The 22418-nt window shown below is 39.1% G+C and carries 16 protein-coding genes; 8 read left to right on the plus strand and 8 right to left on the minus strand.

From position 1 onward, the window contains the following. Positions 1-30 precede the first annotated feature (30 nt). Positions 31-1485 (plus strand): aminoacyl-histidine dipeptidase, encoded by a 1455-nt coding sequence (locus tag ACSQ7D_RS02620; RefSeq protein WP_437135266.1) that lies wholly within the window; start codon positions 31-33, stop codon positions 1483-1485. A 90-nt stretch (positions 1486-1575) separates the two neighbouring features. Here the strand turns inward: ACSQ7D_RS02620 and fumC are convergent, their stop codons facing one another. Then, complete coding sequence (fumC, locus tag ACSQ7D_RS02625; RefSeq protein WP_015783032.1) at positions 1576-2973, minus strand: class II fumarate hydratase; 1398 nt, start codon at positions 2971-2973, stop codon at positions 1576-1578. A 715-nt stretch (positions 2974-3688) separates the two neighbouring features. Between fumC and ACSQ7D_RS02630 the strand changes: the two genes are divergently transcribed. The 5 genes from ACSQ7D_RS02630 to ACSQ7D_RS02650 all read left to right on the plus strand — a co-directional run bounded on the left by ACSQ7D_RS02630 (position 3689) and on the right by ACSQ7D_RS02650 (position 9212). Then, entirely contained in the window at positions 3689-4270 is a 582-nt protein-coding gene (locus tag ACSQ7D_RS02630; RefSeq protein ID WP_009751479.1) for a MarC family protein, read from the plus strand. A 93-nt stretch (positions 4271-4363) separates the two neighbouring features. Beyond that, positions 4364-5155, plus strand: coding sequence for a 3-deoxy-8-phosphooctulonate synthase (gene kdsA, locus ACSQ7D_RS02635; RefSeq protein ID WP_002672353.1), 792 nt, complete (start codon positions 4364-4366; stop codon positions 5153-5155). Beyond that, positions 5155-6564, plus strand: a complete 1410-nt coding sequence (locus tag ACSQ7D_RS02640; RefSeq protein ID WP_178958839.1) for a CCA tRNA nucleotidyltransferase — start codon at positions 5155-5157, stop codon at positions 6562-6564. The genes kdsA and ACSQ7D_RS02640 overlap by 1 nt, the downstream gene beginning before the upstream one ends. Before the next feature lie 68 nt (positions 6565-6632). After that, a complete protein-coding gene (locus ACSQ7D_RS02645) occupies positions 6633-7412 on the plus strand; it encodes a carboxypeptidase-like regulatory domain-containing protein (RefSeq protein WP_437135267.1) in 780 nt (259 codons plus the stop codon). 93 nt (positions 7413-7505) lie between these two features. Further along, a complete protein-coding gene (locus tag ACSQ7D_RS02650; RefSeq protein ID WP_437135268.1) occupies positions 7506-9212 on the plus strand; it encodes a phospho-sugar mutase in 1707 nt (568 codons plus the stop codon). Between the two features lie 171 nt (positions 9213-9383). On the opposite strand, the gene ACSQ7D_RS02655 is transcribed toward ACSQ7D_RS02650, so the two are convergent. The 7 genes from ACSQ7D_RS02655 to ACSQ7D_RS02685 form a co-directional block, all read right to left on the minus strand. Continuing rightward, positions 9384-10865, minus strand: coding sequence for a RagB/SusD family nutrient uptake outer membrane protein (locus ACSQ7D_RS02655; RefSeq protein ID WP_437135269.1), 1482 nt, complete (start codon positions 10863-10865; stop codon positions 9384-9386). A gap of 23 nt (positions 10866-10888) precedes the next feature. Beyond that, positions 10889-14161, minus strand: a complete 3273-nt coding sequence (locus ACSQ7D_RS02660; RefSeq protein ID WP_437135270.1) for a SusC/RagA family TonB-linked outer membrane protein — start codon at positions 14159-14161, stop codon at positions 10889-10891. Positions 14162-14230: 69 nt separating this feature from the next. Then, positions 14231-15154 carry a dihydrodipicolinate synthase family protein gene (locus tag ACSQ7D_RS02665; protein WP_437135272.1) on the minus strand — a complete coding sequence of 308 codons (924 nt, stop codon included), beginning with the start codon at positions 15152-15154 and terminating at the stop codon, positions 14231-14233. Positions 15155-15298: 144 nt separating this feature from the next. Next, positions 15299-16531 carry an MFS transporter gene (locus tag ACSQ7D_RS02670; RefSeq protein ID WP_437135273.1) on the minus strand — a complete coding sequence of 411 codons (1233 nt, stop codon included), beginning with the start codon at positions 16529-16531 and terminating at the stop codon, positions 15299-15301. A gap of 135 nt (positions 16532-16666) precedes the next feature. Further along, on the minus strand, positions 16667-17932 hold the full coding sequence (locus ACSQ7D_RS02675; protein WP_437135274.1) for a cyclically-permuted mutarotase family protein: 1266 nt from the start codon (positions 17930-17932) through the stop codon (positions 16667-16669). 6 nt (positions 17933-17938) lie between these two features. Then, on the minus strand, positions 17939-19108 hold the full coding sequence (locus ACSQ7D_RS02680) for an AGE family epimerase/isomerase (protein ID WP_009420570.1): 1170 nt from the start codon (positions 19106-19108) through the stop codon (positions 17939-17941). A gap of 917 nt (positions 19109-20025) precedes the next feature. Then, positions 20026-20283, minus strand: a complete 258-nt coding sequence (locus ACSQ7D_RS02685; protein WP_437135275.1) for a dihydrolipoyllysine-residue succinyltransferase — start codon at positions 20281-20283, stop codon at positions 20026-20028. A 149-nt stretch (positions 20284-20432) separates the two neighbouring features. On the opposite strand from ACSQ7D_RS02685, the gene ACSQ7D_RS02690 reads away from it, so the two are divergent. Both ACSQ7D_RS02690 and ACSQ7D_RS02695 read left to right on the plus strand, forming a co-directional pair. Beyond that, positions 20433-21158 carry a copper homeostasis protein CutC gene (locus ACSQ7D_RS02690; RefSeq protein WP_437135276.1) on the plus strand — a complete coding sequence of 242 codons (726 nt, stop codon included), beginning with the start codon at positions 20433-20435 and terminating at the stop codon, positions 21156-21158. 18 nt (positions 21159-21176) lie between these two features. After that, positions 21177-22388 carry a metallophosphoesterase gene (locus ACSQ7D_RS02695; RefSeq protein WP_437135277.1) on the plus strand — a complete coding sequence of 404 codons (1212 nt, stop codon included), beginning with the start codon at positions 21177-21179 and terminating at the stop codon, positions 22386-22388. Positions 22389-22418: the final 30 nt, after the last annotated feature.

The following is a 22418-nucleotide window of genomic DNA, read 5'->3' on the forward strand; positions in this document are numbered from 1 at the left end:
ATGACTAAAAACTAATAATTAATAAATATAATGAAAATAACAGAGTTAGAACCAAAACAGTTATGGGCGAACTTTGCGAGCTTGAATGCTGTGCCTCGTCCATCAAAAAAAGAAGAGAAAGTCATTGCTTTTATGGTAGCTTTCGGCAAAAGTTTAGGGCTTGATACCTACCAAGACGAAACGGGCAATGTAATCATTAAAAAGCCCGCTACGGCAGGAATGGAAAACCGCAAAACAGTAGTGTTACAATCGCACCTTGATATGGTACACCAAAAGAACAATGATACGGTATTCGACTTTAGTATGGAAGGTATCAAAATGTTAGTAGATGGCGACTGGGTACGTGCTGATGGTACAACTTTGGGAGCCGATAATGGTATTGGGGTTGCGAGTATTATGACTATCTTACAAAGTAAGGATATCCCCCACCCTGCTCTTGAAGCTCTCTTTACTATTGACGAAGAAACAGGAATGACGGGTGCTAAAGGGCTCAAAGGCGGATTGCTCTCTGGTGATTTTCTTCTCAACTTAGATACTGAGGAAGACGACGAAATTGATATAGGATGTGCCGGTGGTGTAGATGTATCGGCGTTTAGAGAGTACGATGTGGTAGATACGCCTGATAATTCAGTAGGCTATATACTTACCATAAAAGGATTGCACGGTGGACATAGTGGTACAGATATCCATAAGGGTTATGCTAATGCCAACAAACTGATGAACCGTATATTATTCACTTGTACTGAGAAATTTGGTTTGCATATTGCAAGTGTAGATGGAGGCGGTTTGCGCAATGCTATTCCGAGAGAAAGCGTAGCGATGGTAACTATTAATAAAAACGACGAAGTAGCTTTTAAAAAAGAAGTAGCTACGCTTGCCCAAGCACTCCAACACGAGTATTCAGTAACTGAACCGACTCTTACAGTATTACTTGAACCTACTGCGGTACCTGAGAAAGTAATGGAAGAAGAAGAACAAGAAGATGTATTACGCGCTCTTTACGCAGCTTTCAATGGGGTGTATAAAATGAGTCAGACGATTGCTGACCTTGTAGAAACCAGCAATAACGTAGCAAGGGTACAAATTAAAGACGGCGAAATAAACGTGTATTGCCTCACTCGTTCGGCTTCAGAAACTTCTAAATATGATTTGGCTGATACGATTCGCAGTAGTTTTGAGTTAGCTGGATTTGAAGTAGAATACACCGGTAGTTACCCAGGTTGGGAGCCCAAAGTAGATGCTGAAATCTTGAAGATTGTAAAAGCACAATACAAAACGCTCTTCGGTGAAACACCTAATGTAGTAGCTTGCCACGCAGGCTTAGAATGTGGCATTTTAGGAACCCATTACCCCGAAATGGAAATGGTGAGCTTTGGTCCTACTATCAAAGGGGCACACTCGCCTGCTGAAAAGGTAAATATAGCTTCTGTACAGAAGTTTTGGAAGTTCTTACTAGCGATATTGCAACATATTCCTAACAAATAAGAAGAAATATACAGTTACTTACATAAAAAAGGGAAAGCTATCAATTAGATAGCTTTCCCTTTTTTTAATATTATAAACTTTTTATATTACTTATTTAAGGCTTCCGACCATATCTTCAGGACGTACCCATTTATCGAAGTCTTCCGGAGTTACATAACCTAAACGCACAGCTTCTTCTTTAAGGGTTGTGCCATTGCGGTGAGCCGTTTGGGCTATTTCGGCTGCTTTATAATAGCCAATCTTAGTGTTAAGAGCTGTAACAAGCATTAACGAGTTATCTACTAATTCCTTAATACGTTTGTAATTAGGTTCAATACCACTTGCACAGTGTTCTTCAAATGACACGCAAACATCTCCTATCAACTCAGCTGATTTAAGGAAGTTAGAAGCCATCAATGGTTTAAATACATTTAATTCATAATGACCTTGTGTACCTCCTATTGAAATGGCTACATCATTACCCATTACTTGAGCTGCCACCATTGTCATAGCTTCACATTGAGTAGGATTTACTTTACCGGGCATAATAGAGCTACCAGGTTCGTTAGCAGGAATGATGATTTCGCCTATACCTGAGCGAGGTCCTGAAGCCATCATACGAATATCGTTTGCAATTTTATTGAGTGATACGGCTAATTGTTTAAGAGCTCCGTGGCTTTCGACAATTGCATCGTGAGAAGCCAAAGCTTCAAACTTATTAGGAGCGGTTACAAAAGGTAGACCGGTGAATTTAGCAATGTATTCAGCTACTTTCACGTCGTAACCTTTAGGGGTATTGAGCCCCGTACCTACGGCTGTACCTCCTAAGGCTAATTCTGAAAGGTGAGCTAATGTGTTTTTAAGAGCACGCAAACCGTGGTCGAGTTGAGATACGTAGCCAGAAAGTTCTTGTCCCAAAGTAAGTGGTGTAGCGTCCATAAGGTGCGTACGACCTATTTTTACTACATTTTTAAAAGCTTCAGATTTAGCAGCGAGAGTATCGCGTAGTTTCTGAACACCAGGAATAGTTTTCTCAACTACCATTTTATAGCAAGCTATGTGCATACCGGTAGGAAAAGTATCATTAGACGATTGCGATTTGTTTACATCGTCATTGGCTTTTAGTACGGGGTCGCCTTCACCTATTTTTTTACCAGCCAACACTTGAGCACGATTGGCAATCACTTCGTTCACGTTCATATTAGATTGTGTACCTGAACCGGTTTGCCAAATTACTAATGGGAATTGGTCGTTGAGTTTGCCTTCGAGAATTTCATCGCAAACTTGAGCGATAGCATCGCGTTTTTCGGCTGAAAGCACTCCTAAATCGAAGTTTGCATAAGCGGCAGCTTTTTTAAGGTAAGCAAAACCACGGATAATTTCAATCGGCATAGAAGCGGGTGCACCGATTTTAAAGTTGTTGCGTGAACGCTCTGTTTGTGCTCCCCAATATTTATCGGCTGGCACTTTCACTTCACCCAAAGTGTCTTTTTCAATTCTATAACTCATTTTGTTTGTATTAGTTAAAATAATCTTCTTTTAAAAACGCTACAAAGGTACGTTGTATTTTCTAAATATTAAAATTTTTCTGAGATTTTTTGATACCATTACTGTATTCTATTTATTAAAGACAGGTAGAGCGAGCCACACGGGCAGGTGCGAGCCGCACGGGCAGGTGTAGCACGACAGGCAATTGTAGCACGACAAGCAGTCGTAGCACGACGAGCATTTTTTGGGGTGAAGTGAATTAATGATGACATTAGGAGAGGAGTATACAAAACTTATAGGAAACTTATAGGATAATCGAACAATAAGTGGCTTTTCAGTAGGTCTACAGTGGCTCTACAGTGGGTTTACAGTGGCTCTACAGTGGCTCTACAGTGGGTCTAGAACGAACAAATGACGAAGGAAAAGAGAAGGTAAGTTAAAGCTAAAAGATAGATAAAAAGAAGGTTATTAGTGGATTTCAACTTTGCCAAAGTTTGAAACTTAGGCAAAGTTCATACAAAAAACGGTGCAAGGTACAAGGGGAAATAGAGAAAAGACGAAGGAAAGATGAGGCTATGATAATTGTAAGAAAGTGTTTTTATCATATTATGATGTAGGTGAAATCAATCTTTTAGTTATATTGAAATATTGGTAAATCAATTAATTAACAAATTGGGAGATTTTTTTTTTCATCGTTCGCAATTATTTTACTACTTTTGCATAAATTTTTTGGATTATGAATTTCGATGTAAAGGAGATTGTCTCCGCTACTATGGTGCTCTTTGCGGTAGTTGATATTATCGGGAGTGTGCCTATCATTATTAATCTGCGGAAAAAAGCAGGACGTATACAATCTGAGAAAACAGCTATTGTAGCCGGTATTTTGCTTATTCTGTTTTTATTTATAGGCAAGCAATTACTCAATTTGTTTGGAGTAACGGTTGAGGCATTTGCTGTAGCTGGGGCATTTATTCTCTTTTTTCTCGCCTTAGAGATGATTTTAGGTATCACCCTCTACAAAGGCACTACGCCTGAGACTGCCTCTATTGTCCCTTTGGCTTTCCCTATGGTGGCAGGAGCAGGGGCACTCACTACTGTACTCTCCCTTAGGGCAAAGTTTTATGTAGAGAATATTATAGTGGCAATCCTCATTAATATGATTATTGTGTATGTAGTACTTAAATCTTCGGAGAAAATAGAGAAGTTTTTAGGAAAACAGGGCATTACCGTAATTCACAATCTTTTTGGAGTTATACTTTTAGCGATTGCAGTAAACTTGTTTACTACTAATATTAGGGCGATGTTATTTGGGCAATGATGAATGACAAATAACAGTACGAACCTCATCGACAAATAAAAAATTACGAAAAAGCTACTAACCTCAAAGAATTATACCTAACAATTAAACAAAATGATAAACAAAGAAGATAATTTCTTTCTCTTAGCGGGACCTTGTGCTATAGAAGGAGAAGATATGGCGATGAAAATTGCTGAACATATAGTGAATATCACTCATAAACTGAATATATCCTACATTTTTAAAGGGAGTTTTAAGAAAGCCAATAGGAGTCGCGTAGATTCGTTTACGGGCATAGGCGATGAAAAGGCACTAAAAATACTCCAAAAAGTAGGGCAAACCTTTAATGTTCCTACTGTTACTGATATTCATCAGGTGAGCGATGCGGCGATGGCTGCCGAATATGTAGATGTACTGCAAATACCAGCTTTCTTGGTGCGCCAGACTGATTTGGTGGTGGCAGCAGCCGAAACGGGCAAGGTAGTAAACTTGAAAAAAGGTCAGTTTATGAGTCCTGAGAGTATGCAATTTGCCGTGCAAAAAGTATTTGATAGTGGCAATGAAAAAGCGTTGATAACTGACCGTGGCACGATGTTCGGTTATCAAGACTTGATAGTAGATTTCCGCGGAATTCCGACGATGCGCAAGTTTGCTCCCGTAGTAATGGACGTTACGCACTCGCTACAACAGCCTAACCAAAGTAGTGGGGTAACAGGCGGTCGCCCAGATATGATTGAAACCATTGCCCGCGCTGCTATTGTGAACAATGCTGATGGACTTTTTATCGAAACCCATTTTGACCCTGCTAACGCCAAAAGTGATGGGGCAAATATGCTACATCTCGATCTCCTTGAAGGTCTTTTAACGCGTTTGGTTGCCATTCGCAAAACAATTAACGAATTTTAATGAACTATACTGAAGCGCTTTCTAATCCTATTTTTAAACTCATAAGCGATATTTCGGCTGAGATATCGGTTGAAAGTTACGTGATTGGGGGCTTTGTACGCGATTATTTATTAGAGAAAAAACTTCCCAAAGACATCGATGTAGTATCAATCGGTAGTGGTATTTCGTTGGCTGAAAAAGTAGCTGAGCGATTGCCTAATGCTCCTAAAGTATCGATTTTTAAAAACTTTGGTACAGCAATGATTAAAGCCGATGGCTTGGATATTGAGTTTGTAGGGGCACGCCGTGAAAGCTATGAGGCAAACTCACGCAAGCCTTATGTAGAGAGTGGCACGCTACAAGACGACCAAAATCGTAGGGATTTCACTATCAACGCAATGGCTTTCTCTCTGAACAGAGATACTTTTGGCGAGCTTATCGACCCTTTTGACGGCTTAGGCGACTTAAAACGAAAGCTCATTCGTACCCCCTTAGACCCTGATATTACTTATTCAGACGACCCTTTGCGTATGATGCGTGCTATCAGGTTTGCTACCCAACTGAATTTTAAGATTGAAAAGCAGTCGCTGAAAGCTATTACTGACAATAAGGAACGGCTAAAAATTATCTCGAACGAGCGTATTGTAGAGGAACTGAACAAGATACTCGCTTCGGCTAAACCTTCTATTGGACTGAAATTGCTGTACGAAACGGGCTTGTTACACTATATCCTCCCAGAACTCATTGCCTTGCAAGGGGTGGAGGAACACGACGGACAACGCCATAAAGATAACTTCTGGCATACCTTAGAAGTGGTGGATAATATATCAGAGAACACCGATAACCTCTGGTTACGTTGGGCAGCACTCTTACACGACATTGGCAAAGCACCTACCAAACGCTTCGACAAGAAGATAGGTTGGACATTTCACGGACACGAGTTTGTGGGGAGCAAGATGGTATATCACCTCTTCAAACGTTTGCGAATGCCTCTGAACGACAAGATGAAATACGTACAGAAAATCGTAAAGATGAGTTCGCGCCCTATTATCATCGCTGATGATATTGTTACTGATTCAGCTGTACGCCGTTTGGTATTTGATGCTGGAGAGGAGTTTGAAGACCTAATGACCCTCTGCGAAGCTGATATTACTACTAAAAACCCTAAGAAATTCAAAAAATATCACGACAATTTTCAGATAGTACGCCAAAAGGTAGTGGAAGTAGAAGAAAAAGACCACATTCGCAATTTCCAACCTCCGGTAAGTGGTGAAGAGATAATGCAGACGTTCAACTTACCTCCTTCACAACCGGTAGGAATGCTAAAAGAAGCGATAAAAGAAGCGATTTTAGAGGGGAAAATTCCTAATGAATACGAGGCTGCCAAAGCCTTTATGATGGAGAAAGCAAAGAAGATGAAGTTGATTTAGAGGTGCGATCCGCACAGGCAGTGCGAGCCACACAGGCAGGACGAGCCGTACAAGCGATTAATTTAGTAATGAAATTATGGTTTTTCATATTATTGCTGATGAGTCCGCTTTTGATGAGGGGGCAAGAAATGACGCGTATCAGAGGAAAAGTATTCTACAACAATGCGCCTTTGGAAGGGGTGCATATTCAAAACATAGACAACCAGCACTATACTACTACCGATGCTGAGGGGTCTTTTTCGATAGACGCTACCAAAGGACAGAGCTTAAAAGCTACGTATGTAGGCAAGAAAACACTTTACCATAGCCTTACACAAGTGGATTTACAGCGATTGGTTGTTTTGAAAATGACTGATATTACTATTGCATTAGAAGAAGTGAGTGTTACTGAAAAACCTAAGATTACTGCTCAGAGTTTGGGTATTTTACAACATACTCCAAAAGAACGCACTTGGGAAGAGAAACGGAAGTACGCTAATACAGATATTCTTCAAATAGACAAATTCTCCCTCTACAAACTACTAGTAGGAAATGTGAGTTTTAATTTCAATGCAATTATCAACCACCTGAACGGAAAGGCAAAGATTATAAAGCAACAAGTTATCAATGAAAAGAACCTAAGGGTGGCACATTACATCGTAAATGAGATGGGCAACTACCTCAAAAATGAACATCACCTAACGGAAGAAGAAATAGGCACCTTAGCTTTCTATGTAATGGAAAAACCCGAAGCACATCGGCTTGTAGAGCGAAAAGACAACAAGCAATTAGAATTTATGTTATACGAATGGTGGAATGAATTAACTAATTTACAGAAAGAAGAAACAAAAAAAAATGTTAATAATTAATTGTTATTTAATAATTAATTTGTACCTTTGCTAACGAAAAACAACGCTGATAAAATATATAACAAGAGTCAGCCTCTATATAAAATTAATTTTATGAAAAGTATTGAAACAGCAAAAATGTGGCTTTCTGACACTTTTGATGCAGAAACCCGCAACAAGGTTCAAGCCCTCATCGACGGAAATCCCGATGAGCTCAACGAAGCCTTTCACAAGAACTTAGAGTTCGGTACTGGTGGTATGCGTGGTATTATGGGAATTGGTACTAACCGAATCAACAAATACACGTTAGGCAAAAACACCCAAGGATTGAGCAACTACCTCAAAAAATGCTTCCCTAACCAAGAGATTAAAGTGGCTATCGCTCACGACTGTCGCAACAACTCTAAGAAGTTTGCCAAAATAGTAGCCGATGTGTTTGCGGCTAATGGCATAAAAGTATTCCTCTTCTCTGACCTCCGTCCTACCCCAGAGCTTTCGTTTACAGTACGCTACTTAGGCTGTCAAGCGGGTATCGTGCTTACCGCCTCTCACAACCCCCCAGAATACAACGGTTATAAAGTGTATTGGGAAGACGGCGGACAAACCGTACCGCCCGAAGACGGTGATATTATGAAAGCTATTGAAGCAATTGACTTCAAAGACATCAAATTCAACGCCGATGAGAGTCTTATTCACTACATCGACAAAGAACTTGACAATGCTTTTGCCGAAGCATCTATCAAACACGGAGACTTCAATGCTCCTGAGAAAGACAAGCTAAAAATTGTATTTACTTCTTTGCACGGAACGTCTATTACAATGGTTCCCGATGTGCTCAAACGTGCTGGCTTTACCAATGTACACATCGTAGAGGAACAAGCTGTACCTGATGGCAACTTCCCTACCGTAAAATCACCTAACCCAGAAGAGCCCGAAGCTCTTACGTTGGCACTCAAAAAAGCAGACCAAATAGGAGCTGATATCGTAATAGGTACCGACCCCGATTGCGACCGTATAGGTATAGCCGTTCGCGACCTTCACGGCAAAATGGTGCTACTTAACGGTAACCAAACAATGGTAATGATGACCGATTTTCTCTTGGCACAACAAAGCAAAAAAGGCTTTAAAGGCAACGAGTTTGTAGCTTCTACTATTGTTTCAACTCCTATGGTTCACGCAATTGCTAATGCATACAAAGTGCAATACAAAGAAGGACTCACAGGCTTTAAATGGATTGCCAAAATGATTAAAGATTTCCCTAAGCTTACTTTCATAGGCGGTGGAGAGGAAAGCTTCGGTTATATGGTTGGTGATTTCGTACGCGATAAAGATGCCGTAACTGCGACCCTATTGGCTTGTGAGATTGCTGCATTTGCGAAAGCTAAAGGCAGTTCTTTCTACAAAGAATTACTACACGCTTATACCAAATACGGTTTCTACAAAGAGTATCTCATTTCCTTAGTGAAAAAAGGTATTTCGGGCTCAGAAGAGATTGCTAAGATGATGAAAGACTTGCGCGAAAATCCGTTGAAGGAAATTAACGGAGAAAAAGTAACGCTAATTTGCGATTACCAATCGTCTAAGGCTTTCCACCCACTTACTGGTAAAGTAGAAGATATAGACGTTCCTAAATCGAATGTGCTTATCTACCACACCGATAAGGGTACCCGCGTAGCAGCACGCCCCAGCGGTACAGAGCCTAAGATTAAGTTTTATTTCAGTGTAAATACATCTTTGAGCAGTGTAGACGCTTTTGAAGCAACTCAAAAGGTTTTGGATAGCAAAATCCAAAAGATAGTAGAAGAATTGAAGCTAAAATAGTGAACCACTCTATATACTCTATATAGAGTCCGCAAATAGACAGTACCTCTGCATTTAACAATTGAATGCAGAGGTACTTTTTTTGAAGAAAGAAATATGTAAAACAGAAAACAGAGCCCCTTTTACAAGGAACTCCGTTTTCATCTTCAATAAAGCTAAAAATCTTTATCTTTATTTGTAACCAGGTGTTTGAACAAGTGTATTATCATCAGCTATCATAGCTGGAGAAATAGGTAGGTATATATTCTTTTTTGTACCATTGGAAGTCATCGAAGCTACTTCATCATACACAAAATTATCACCTGCGCGTAGTAAATCCCACCAACGTTTACCTTCTCCAATGAACTCTTTGTAACGTTCATCAAGAATAGCCTTAGCATTATTAGCCTTAGTGCTATTGGTATAACCGTGAGTAGCTACGTTATAATTGCTACCATAAGCTCTTGCACGCACTTGGTTTATCTCAGCAGAAGGGTCTTCACCCAAGTTATTTTTAGCCTCTGCCAATAGCAATAATACATCAGCATAGCGATAAATAGGTACGTTATTTTCGTTCACTATATCTCCTGAATTATTCCTTCCTATGAATTTTGATAATATAGAACCTAAATAATTAGTAGTGTTAAAAGGAATATGTCCTACATTATCAGAGTAAACACGTACAAATGTAGCACGGCGTTGATCTTTTACGTCATCTATTAGGCGCAAAGTTTTTTCAGAAGGAGAATTATAGTTACCTCCTTCTACATATAGAAAAGAAGAAATTTTACGACCACTATCATCAAACTTATCCTTAACATCAGTATTACGTGCTGTTGTTACTTTATAGAAATGTTCAGCTTCATCTTTCTTATAGTCTAAGGCAAAAATAAACTCAGTATTTTTTTCATTATCAATACCCCATAAGTTTTCATAGGGCACTAATGCTCCTGAGACTTGGCTAAGAGCATTCTTGGCTTCAGTAAATTCAGGAACACCACCACCTAACACTTTACCTGACCACAAGAAGACATCTCCTTTAAGAATAAGGGTAGCACGTTTTGACCAATAGACATTATCACGATAAAAGTTCTCATTGTTTTCAAATAAGTCTAATGATTTTTGAATATCTTGTTTGATAAAAGCTAATACTTCTGCTTTAGGAGCCCGTGCTTTTTTAAGAGCTACTAAGTTATCAACGTTTTGCAAAGGTTCTGTAACAATAGGTACATCTCCCCAACTTTTTAGCATAGTGTAATAGATATAGGCTCTAAGTCCATACATCTGTGCTAACATATTCTTCTTCTCATTTTCATTACTGAAAGAAGTTTGAGGAGCATTTTTAATAAAATCATTGATATAATGAAGCATTGTATACCAATTTCCCCAGTTATTAAATGCCACCTTAGTAATGTTAATATCATTGGTATAAAGGTCTTGATTATGTGAATTTTCAATACCTTTACCTCCCCATATATCAGAGCGGAGTTCCCCCATCAGCCACATTGTATAGCCATAAGCTCTAAAACGTGAATATACGCCTGAGTGTACAGATTTAGCAGCTTCTTCTTTATTCCAAAATCCTGTATAAGTAAGATCACTTTCAGGAGGTGTTTCTAATTCACAGGCTCCCAAAAATAGCAATAAGAGTCCTAATAATATATTTCTTTTCATTTTAGTTCTATTTAAAAAGTTATTTAAAAAGTAGCATTGATACCAAAAGTAAAGCTACGTGGCAAAGGAAAACGTCCGTTATCCCAACCGCCTTTTTCAGGAGAATAACCTGAATACTTAGTAAAGTAAGCTAAGTTAGTACCTGAAACGAAAAGGCGAATATCTTTAAAAGCATTATTCACTGCTGCTCCTGGCAAATTATAGCTAAGAGTAATTTCACGCAAAGCTAAATAATCTCCTTTTTCCCAGTAGCGAGAACTTGCTGTAAATTGTTCTTCTCCTGCTTTTGTTTCAGCTTTATGGTTGCCACGAGGGTCGGTAAAGTCATAACGTGGAATATCAGCATTAGGATTCTCAGGTGTCCAAGTATCTTTTATCTCTGATGTCCAGTTCATATTACCCTGTACTTGTGAAATACCTCTACTTCGTACGGAATTGTGTACTAAGTGCCCCACCGCATAGTCTGTTTTGATAAAGAGATTAATGTTTTTATAGGTAAAATCAGTAGTAAAACCTCCTATAAAATCAGGGGTTGTTCTACCCAATACCACTCTATCTCGACTATCAATAATACCATCGCCATTTACATCTTTCCAACGGGTATCACCTACCATAGGTTTTCTATTAACAGTAGGTATCGTACCAGCATAAAACTGAATTTGTCTGTCTTTATGAGGATCTAATTCAGCTTGGTTATGATATACACCTTCATCTTGATAACCTACTACTAAGTCATCACCTACACGTTCTCCTTGCTGACGACCACCTACATACATAGTTTTAGTAGGATCAGAAGGATCCCATATTTCTTGTCCTCCTATACGATTCTTATTATTACCGTTATGTGGAAGTTTCTTCACAAAGCTACGAATACGGGTAAAGTTAGCTCCTATATTCCATTTTATATCATCGGTATTGATAACTTTGAAGTTCGCTTCAATTTCAATACCTCTGTTTTGTAGCGTACCATTATTGATTTTTACAGATGAGAAACCTGTAGAGATAGGTATTCTTTGGTCTGCCAATTTATCATAAATATCACGAATGAAATAATCTACTAAGAAATTCACACGATTGTTAAAAAGTCCAAGGTCTAACCCGAAGTTTAACGTAGTAGCTTTTTCCCATTTCAAGTAATACAAGGGTACAGAAGTATTTACATAGCCTTTCTTACCATTATAGGGTGCTTGTACACTATATTTTCCTAACAACCAATAGTAATCATTGCTTATAGTCAAAGCATCAATATTTCCGTTTACCCCATAGCTCACACGTGGTTTTAATCTGCTGATTACTTGGCTAATTTTTCCTTCTTTGAAGAACTCTTCATTATGAGCATTCCAACCTATAGAAGCTCCCGGGAAGAAACCAAACTTATTATCACGTAGTTTTGAAGTACCGTCATAGCGGAAAGTAAGTCCTAAAAGGTAGCGATCGTCATAATCGTAATTAAGTTGCCCAAAAGCAGACACTATGCTATAATCGCGTTTGTAGGAATAAGGGATTCCACTTGCTTTAGCTCCTGCATTGAGGGTACGGATAAGGTCAGTGGGAGAACCTTCAGTAGCTGCATTAGAAGCGAATTGTTGTTGTTTGAAAAACTCACCTCCTAATAATACACTTAGATTATGCTTTTCAGCAAAAGTATTTTTGTAGTTCAGCGTAAGGGTACCCTGATTGTTCATAGTGCGATCGTAAGCCGTTTTAGCTTGGCGAGAAGATACTAAAGCTCCACTATTCATATAAGCCTTGTAAAACCTTTCATCTGTATTATGCACAGCGAAATGGCTAGCACGTGCCATCAAAGAAAGATTTTTAAGCAATTTCCAATCAAACTGTACCGAAGCCGTAATACGGTGTTCTATATTGTCCATTAAGAACTTATCTTTGTAGTAAGCAGGGTTACCAAAACCTGAGTTACTACCAGGATTGTAGTCTTTAGAAGAACTGCCATCGGGATTGGTATTGTAAATACGTGAAGTAGGCGCTTGCCCTGCAAAACGTTGGAAAATAAAATAATCATCTTCATTGGCATAAGTACTCAAAGCATCTCTAAAAGACCCTACTTTGTTAGATTGAGCATAAAGAACATTAGAAGATACTTTAAAATCATCAGTAATCTTATATGAACCGTTAAAAGTACCAGAATAACGTTTAAAGTTAGACCCTAATACTAAACCCGTATCATCTAAATATCCTAATCCCAAATAGTAAGTGCCTTTATCATTACCTCCTTCAAATGAAACACTGTAATCTTTAGCATCACTATATTGATAGATAAGTTCTCCTACATTATTATTTTGAAAAATAAGTGTTTTAGTAGGGTCTAAAGGATCTGTCATTGTTTGCCATTCTGGATTATTAAGCAAATAACGATTGGCATTAGTAAGCTCCATTGTAGTATATGGTGAATCAGTAGTGTTATTACCTGTTGACATAGCGTGTGTACCAGTAAGGAATTGGTCGAAATTGTGTACTCCGTAGTCTTGTACATTCTTAATAGCACGTCTATTCCAGTAGATAAAGTCGCGCGCATCAAGATAATCGGGTAAAGCACGTTTCTGATTCATCGTATATTTGGTTCTGACGGTAATATTAGAACGTCCTGTTTTTCCTTTTTTAGTAGTTATCAAGATAACTCCATTCGCAGCACGTGCTCCATAAATAGCAGTAGAAGCAGCGTCTTTTAAGACCTCCATAGATTCTATATCATCAGAGTTCAAAGCGTAAAAAGAACCTGGTACTCCATCTATTAAGACCAAAGGTGAACCACTACCATCGAAGCCAGTACCACCACGCAATTGTATTTCGGGGGTAGTCCCTGGTTTCCCTGTTACTTGGGTTACTCTAAGTCCTGCAATACTACCTTGTAGAGCGGTAGCCGCATTAGAACGTGGAGCACTTTCTAATACTTTTGTGTTCAATTTAGAAACTGAAGTAGCTAAGGTTTTACGAGTTTGCACTCCATATCCCGTCACCACCACTTCATCAAGCGTATTGCTCTCTTCTTTTAACTTAATATTAAGTGTAACATTTCCACCTCCTGTTACTCTTCTCTCTTGGGTAGTATATCCGACAAAGCTAAATACAAGAATATCACCCTCCTTTGCAGTGAGGGTATAGTTCCCTTCAAAGTCGGTCTGGGTACCGTGTGTGGTACCTTTCACAACTACAGCAGCACCTGGCAACGGCATTTCATCAGAAGAAACCGTCCCTTTCACCATTATCTCTTGAGCCCAACCTATTGTGGTAAAGAACAACAAGAAGAATACACTAAATAAATACTTTTGCTTCATTACTTTAAATTTTTACTGATTGATTTTATAAATACAATGGGGTGGTAGGTTAATTACATTTTATATATACTACATTTGGTTACATTTGTTAAAGAAATCAATGGTTTCCAATTCTTTCTTAATGACTGCTTCCTCTTCATCAGTAATGTTTTGGAAAGGCGTACGATTGATACCTAAGTCTAAACCGAGCAACTTCATTATACGCTTGCCGCAAACTATGTTGCCACGATATTTAGCAATTACATTTATCACGTCTTGGGCGTAGTTTTGCAACTCAGCAGCTTTGGCAATATTGCCTTTGTGATATTCTTCTATGATACCTACCAATACCTTGCCTATATAGCTACCAGTACCGCTAATACCACCACGAGCACCCCCCATTACAAGAGCATTGAGGATAGTCTCATCTAAGCCATAAAGCATATCGTATTTACCATTGTTGTACAACATACATTGGTTGTACTCATAAAGCGGTTCGTAGGTGTATTTAATACCCGCTAAGTTAGGAATACGTCCGTCAGCTGCTTTAAGGAACGGCAACATAGGAAGGTACACCCCATTGAGCACAGGGATATGATAGAAATAGAAAGGCAGATTAGGCGCTCCACAAGCTATTTCCTCGCAGTATTTCACCAGCTCCTCTACCCTACCCGCTTTGGGAAAAGGTGAAGCCATTGCCCCTATACCGAAAGCTCCAATTTCTTGGGCGTGCTGTGCCATTTTATGGCTATCTTTGATGCAGGTAGCCCCACAGTGTACAATCACTTTGAAGTCTTTGGGAGCTACTGATACCCATTTTTCGGCTATCTTCATACGTTCTTCAACCGTCATCATATAGCCTTCACCTGACGAACCGTTGATAAATACCCCTATTAATCCATTTTTTTGCAAGAGTTTTGCATACTGATCAATAGGGTCTAAATTTACTTCTCCTTTCTTGTCAAAAGGTGTAAAGGGCGCTACTATTAGCCCATTAATTTTTTCAAATGTCATTTTATTTAGTTATTTATTCTCTCCCTCTCCTTTCTTCCCCTCCCAAAAAGGAAGGGGAAGGGGAACCTCAAAAGCAATAATAAGGAGAGTGTTTATTAATAATTCTATTTCAATTAGCTCCTCTTTGGGAGGGGTTGGGGATTATTATTCTCCACACAATTCTCTCTTAGGTTTTAAGAATAGCAACATCAGTACAATGGCTATTAAGATAATCACCGAGAGTTTGCTAAAATCAGCTCCTAAGTTGCCCGCATCGGTAGAAGTACCAAGCATTAAGGTAACAGCATAGCCCGAAAATACGCCCCCCATATTCATAATGCCATAAGCCGTAGCGCGTTGCTGTTGCGGAATAATTTGGCATAAGATAGGCATATTGTTGGTATCAAACATTCCGTAGCCAATACCAAAGAGCAAGGTTGCCCCTATCATTGCTACATACGACTCTCCAAAACCTATGAGTATCAAAGCAGGAATGGTAAGCCCTAAGCCAATAGTACTAGTATAGATGCGCGCTTTGATATTGGTCTGTACCCAGCGGTCGGACAATGTACCTCCTATGAGCACTCCCAAGAAAGAAGATATAGCGATAGAAATTGTTGCTATAGGTCCTGCGGTAGCCATTGGTACATTTAAGTTAGTAGCAAAGAGCGTAGGCAACCAGTTCTTAGTTCCCCAACCTGGAAAGCTCGATGCCATAAAGTAGAACAAGAGTATCCAGAAAGAGAAAGTGCCAAACACAAGAGCAAGCGACGATAACAATGAGTTTTTCGGTGCTGACGTTGTTTGTGTAGTTGCTTGTGGTTTACGCTCTATGTCAAAGAGAGTAAATACCAAGAAAAAAGCATACACTATCCCTACCATACCAAACCAGTGAAACACAGTATGCCAAGTATAGTTAGAGGCAATAGTAGCTCCAAAGCCTCCTAAGGCTTGTCCTGCATAAAGCCCCGACATATGAATACCTATAGCCAAAGAGCGTGTTTTTGAAGTATGGAAATCGGCTATCATAGAAAGAGCAGTAGCTAAGTAAAGCGCCTCACTGAGTCCCATTAAGGCGCGTAGCCAATACACCTGATTAAAGGTTGTCGCATAACCCATACCATAAGTTACTGCCGACCATACAAACAGGCTTCCTACAATCATCCACTTGCGGTTCACGCGGTCGGCAATAATACCAGCCACAGGGCTCATCAATCCGTAGATAAGAAGGAACACTCCCATCAGCCTACCAAAGTTTTCTCCCACAGCAAGCTCTTTGATGTCCATTTTCATCGACTCCTGCATCGTGGAGAGCATTTGTCGATCTAAATAATTGAGTAGTGCCACCACCCATAGCAATGCCACTACTATCCAAGGGTATATTTTACTGTTTTTCATAGTATCAATTGTTATATTAGTTTGTTAAAGAGCCTCCCTACGGTCGGGAAATCTAACAGATTAACAAAAGTTTGTTTGATTTTGTTTTTTTGATTGATTTCTGAGGCATAGCCTCACCCTTTAAGTAAGTATATACTATTTTACCACAACTTTAAAAGTTTTATTACTACGTACACCGGGTTTTAGTTCTCCTTGCACGAGGTAAAACTCATCTGGAGAGCCTACTAAGGTAGCACCTGCTCGAGCAAAATCAGTTTGTGTATTGAGCACCGACCACTGTTGGCTGTGAGTATCGAACAGATAACACTCTTTATTGAAACGATAGTACTCAATAGGCTGTGTCATATAATGCGACATATAGTCGTAGTTTTTCTGCTTGCGTGTCTCATCAGTGAGGGTAGTATCTCGACCTATATGATAGAGGTCAGTGATGGTTTTCAAGAAAAGTGTTGCATTTACACCTCCAAAACAAGCAATATAGCGGTTATCAATAGCCAAAGCTGTAGCTCCTGTGAGTGAAAATGGCACTTTTTCAGGACTTGCTTGTGTAGCTATTTTTTGCCATTGCTGTTGTTGCACACTATACCTCCACACAGCAGTAGAGAGGGCAGGCACGCGAGTAGTATCCCCCCCGAAAAAGCCTCCTAACAAGAATAAGTGTGTATCACCCTCTTGTTCCATCGCTACTAATACAGGTTGTACACTGGGCTCTTCGGGGAAATCAGGCAAGCGATGCCACTCTTTATCAGTAGCAGTATCGATATAATATACTTTGTTAGAGGGCTTTCCCGAAGCACTACCTCCTGCCACAAAAACTTTGCTACCTATGCTCGCTCCTGCAAAGTTGTCGAGTGGTTCAGGCAAAGAAGGAAAAGAAGTAAGCGTAATGCCTTTTTCTTTTGAGTACTGCACCTTATAGCAATTGGCTAAAGAGTGTGTAGCCGTCTGTCCTCCTATCCACAGATAGCCAGCAGGAATCGCTACCGATACCCCATAAGCTGCTGCCTCAGGAAGCTTGCCCACTGTTTGCCATTGGTTTTGTGTTTTATTGAAGTGAAGTATTTCATCGTAAAACACTTTCTTTCCGCCTTCAAAACCCAATTTATCAGGGAAGTTACACCCTCCTGCTACCAATAATTCACCGTTGAGCAGGGCAGCATAAGAAGCCGAAACGCCTTTCTGCAAATCGCCTTCCAAGCCTTGGGTGGTAAGTGTTGTAATATTAATTTTCATAGGTTGTTCTTTTTGGGTTTCTGTACAAGCCGTCAATATTATTAGAGATAAAACGAATAGAGCAGACTTTGCCAAAGATGCGAGCTGCACGGGTAGGAAACTTTGGCAAAGTAGCTTAGACTTTGTCAAAGTTTTTCTGTTCATTATTTGTCTTTTATCATTAACCATTAACAACTAACCATTAATCATTGCAATTGTTTTCCACACTTGATATAAGCCACGTGGTACGTGAAAACAGCCCTTCCATTTACCGCCTTTAAGGTCTAAAAGCACTTCGCCTTGGCGATTGAGATACCCCCACCATTCGCGGTGTTTAGGGTCTTTAAAATGTTCCCAAGTGTAATGATGCACTTTCTCAAACCACTGCAAGCACTCTTTATTACCAGTGAGTTGATATCCTTTTATCAGCGAAATAAGCGTTTCTATATGTACCCACCACAATTTCTGATCCCATTCTAATTGTTGGGGCGGACAGCCTTTTCTATCCATAAAGTAGTAAATACCGCCATACTCTTTATCCCAACCGTAGTCAATCATTTTTAGAGTAGTTTGCACCGCCTTTTCGATGAGCTCAGGACGATTGAGACGTTTGCCTAAGTCCATTATAAACCACATTGCCTCAATGGCGTGACCGGGGGTAAGCTGACGACCTTCAAAAGTATCAGATAGCGAACCATCAGCATTTACATTTTCTACTACGATGCCCCCCAGTTCAGGGCGTAAAAATACGTCCATTACTTCGTGAATACAAGTATCCATCGTTTTCTCGATAAAAGCCTCGTCCAATAAAGGTTCTATCTCCAATGCCAAATTACAGAGAATCATAGGCAAGGCAAAGTTTTTAAGCGAACGAGTACCTGGGTAGGCTTTGCTCCATTTCCCCTTAGGATTGTCTTGTTTAGAAAGGATAATATCAAAAGTGCGTTTGGCTATATCGGCATATTCTTGATTGCCTGTGGCAATGCTCAACTGACCGAAAGCCATCGTAGCAAAGGTATAAGAGAAAATATTATAAGGTTCCACAAGAGGGTTACCTTGTCGGTCTAATGAAAAATACCAGTTTAAGTTTCCGTCGTGTCCGTATTTTTTGAGAAACTCTGCTCCTTGTATAGCGCAATCCAACCATTCTTGTCGTTTTTCTACACGGTTATAAAGCATTGCAAAGAGCCATACTTCACGCCCTTGTAACCAAATAAACTTATCGGTATCAAATACATTTCCTTGGCGGTCAAGACAAGTAAAATAACCACCATATTCTTTGTCTTGCGATTTCTCTAACCAAAACGGAATCACGTTTTGTAACAATTCATCGCGATATTGTTTTTCTAATTGTTTAAAATCCATTATTAAAATAGTATCTTAGTTCTAATTGTGATTTAGTTTTTATTCTTCTTTAATCGACGGGGCAAAATAACAAATAAAAAATGATATGAACAAATATTTAATAAATTTTTTTTGTATATAAATTTTATGAAATGTTGATTATAGGTATAACAAACTGATTTACACATATATTTGAATTAAACAGAAAGTATTAAATTTTCGTATTATTTCGAAAAAACAACTATAAACAATCTTTTTATTTTCTATTTCATTCAAAAATCTATCATAAGGAATATTTAAAAATATTTTATTTTACAAATTCTACATAGCATAAAAACTACAATAATAAAACTTTTAATTAATAATAGCCTATTAATTTATTTAGAATAGAAAATAAAGCGCGCAATAATAAAATAGAAAGATTATATTAATATGCACAAAGCAAAGCACATAGCTTCGTACTATAATTTATTTCCAAAAATAAATCCATCATTTTCCTATTGCAATAGAGTCTCTCTCTTTTCTATTACACATTATATATTAGTCATTTACAAACCACTCCCTATATTTCAACACTTATATTACTTCGCAAAACCTATTCTCTTTCATTGTTCCATTATCTGCCCGTATCGCTCGCACCGTTGTTTGTATGAACATTGCCAAAATTTCAAACTTTTGGCAATGTTAAAATCCACTAATAACCTTCTTTTTATCTCTCTCTTAGTTTTAACTTACCTTCTTTTTTCGTTCGTCATTTGTTCGTCTTTACGTCGCTTTATTTCCCCCTTTAGAGCAGGTTAGGAGGAGGTTTTGTTCGTCTTTTGTTCGTCTTTTGTTCGTCTTTTGTTCGTCTTTTGTTCGTCTTTTGTTCGTCTTTTGTTCGTCATTTGTTCGTCATTTGTTCGTCATTTGTTCGTCATTTGTTCGTCATTTGTTCGTCATTTGTTCGTCATTTGTTCGTCATTTGTTCGTCTTTTGTTCGTCTTTTGTTCGTCTTTTGTTCGTCTTTTGTTCGTCTTTTGTTCGTCTTTTGTTCGTCTTTTGTTCGTCTTTTGTTCGTCTTTTGTTCGTCTTTTGTTCGTCTTTTGTTCATTCTTGACCCACCGTAGACCCACTGTAGACCCAATCATCATTTGCCTTTTCGTCGCCACACCTCCCTTACTGTCTTTATCAAAGTTGAAATCCCCCTTCCTCATTAACCATTAACCATTAACCATTAACCATTAACCATTAACCATTAACCATTAACCATTAACCATTAACCATTAACCATTAACCATTAATTAAAATTTTGCTCATTTGCTAATTATTCTCTACCTTTGCACTCCAAATTAACAAAGACATTATGATTTATGAAATATGTGCCAGCTCATTCGAGTCGGCTAAAAATGCACAAGAAGCAGGTGCTACTCGCATTGAATTATGCAGTGAATTGGGAGTAGGAGGCATCACTCCCAGCTACGGATTGATTAAAAAAGTAATGGACGAGCTGAGCATCGGCAATTGTGTGCTGATACGTCCACGCAGTGGCGATTTCACTTATACCGAAGAAGAATTCGATGTAATGTTGCGCGATATTGCTCTTTGCCGTGAGTTAGGTTGTATGGGCGTAGTAACGGGTGTATTGCACCGCGATAATACCATCGATGAAGAACGCACCGCACGCCTCATTGAAGCCTCTGGTGATATGGAATTTATCTATCATCGTGCTTTCGACTGTGCTCCTGACCCCATTGTAGCTATTCAAACCTTGAAACGTTTGGGAGTAAAACGCATTCTCACCTCAGGAGGTAAGAAATCGGCTATTGAGGGGCTCGCTCTTCTAAAAGAACTCAATCGCATTGGCGGAGGACAACCTACTATTATGCCCGGTGGTGGCATCAATGCGCAAAGTATCGTGCAGATAAAAGCTGCCGGTTTTACCGAAGTACATTTCTCAGGTACTGTTTTCGAAGATTTAGGTACTACCTTACCTTTTTCGTTCAAAACAGAAAGTTTTTTAGATGAAACCAAAAGACCTATTTCTAACGTTAAAGTTATTCGTGAGATTATTAGCAAATTAGCAAATTAACGAATAGGCAAATATTCTATGATTTATATTATACTTATCAGTATCTTTACGCTGTATTTCTTATTGAGTTTTTATGCTAGCAGAAGTTTAAAGACACTTGCCGCAGCACGATGGATACATTGGACTTTTTGGGGAATAGCAGTAGCGATTGTTCTCAACCTTCTTTATCATTGGTTCAACAGAGGTAAAACGGTGTGGAGTGCTCCTCAGCAATATGCTGTGGCAGGACTACTTACGTGGCTCATCATCTGCTTATTTGTCAGTTTGCCTTTGCTTATAGAAGATATTACTCGTCTTATACGCGCTTTTTTCAACAGGAAAAAGCAAAACGCTCCTCGTTTGCCCTCGCGACGCAAGTTTATCAGTATGCTGGGTTGGGGCTTGGCGGCTATTCCTTTTGCCTCTATCCTCTACGCTATTTTTAAAGGAAAGTACAATTACAAGGTATGGAAGTATACCCTTTATTTTCCCGACCTTCCTAAGGCGTTCGATGGCTATCGAATTACTCAAATCTCGGATATTCACTGTGGAAGTTTTGACAATTATGAAAAGATACGTTATGGGGTAGAACTTATCAATGCTCAAAAGAGTGATGTCATTCTTTTTACGGGCGATTTGGTAAATAACTTGGCAGAGGAGGTTCACGATTGGAAAAGCTTGTTTGCTACGTTGCACGCTCCCGATGGTGTCTTTTCTATTATGGGTAACCACGATTATGGCGATTACTCTTCTTGGGAAAGCGTTGAAGCCAAGCGCAAAAACTTAGAACACTTGTTTGATTTACAAAAGGAAATGGGTTGGGACTTACTCCTTAATGAGCACCGCTATTTAGAACGCAATGGCGAAAAGATTGCCCTTATAGGCGTTGAAAACTGGGGGCGCGGTAGGTTCTCTAAATACGGCGACCTCAATAAAGCTATGGAGGGGGTAAACGAAGAAGATTTTAAAATACTGATGAGTCACGACCCTACTCATTTTCAAGAAATTGTTTTGCCCGAGAAAAAGAACATAGCGCTCACCCTTAGCGGTCATACGCACGGAATGCAGTGCGGGATTGAAATACCTCAATGGCGGTGGAGTCCCTCACAATATATTTATAAATATTGGGGAGGTATGTATCAAGAAGGAGCACAATATTTAAACGTAAATCGTGGGTTTGGGTATCACGCATTCCCTGGAAGATTAGGCGTATGGCCTGAAATTACTGTCATAGAACTCAAACAAGGATAATATACATACATCATACTTTTGCGAAGATTA

The sequence above is a fragment of the Capnocytophaga sp. G1920 genome (assembly GCF_051417515.1).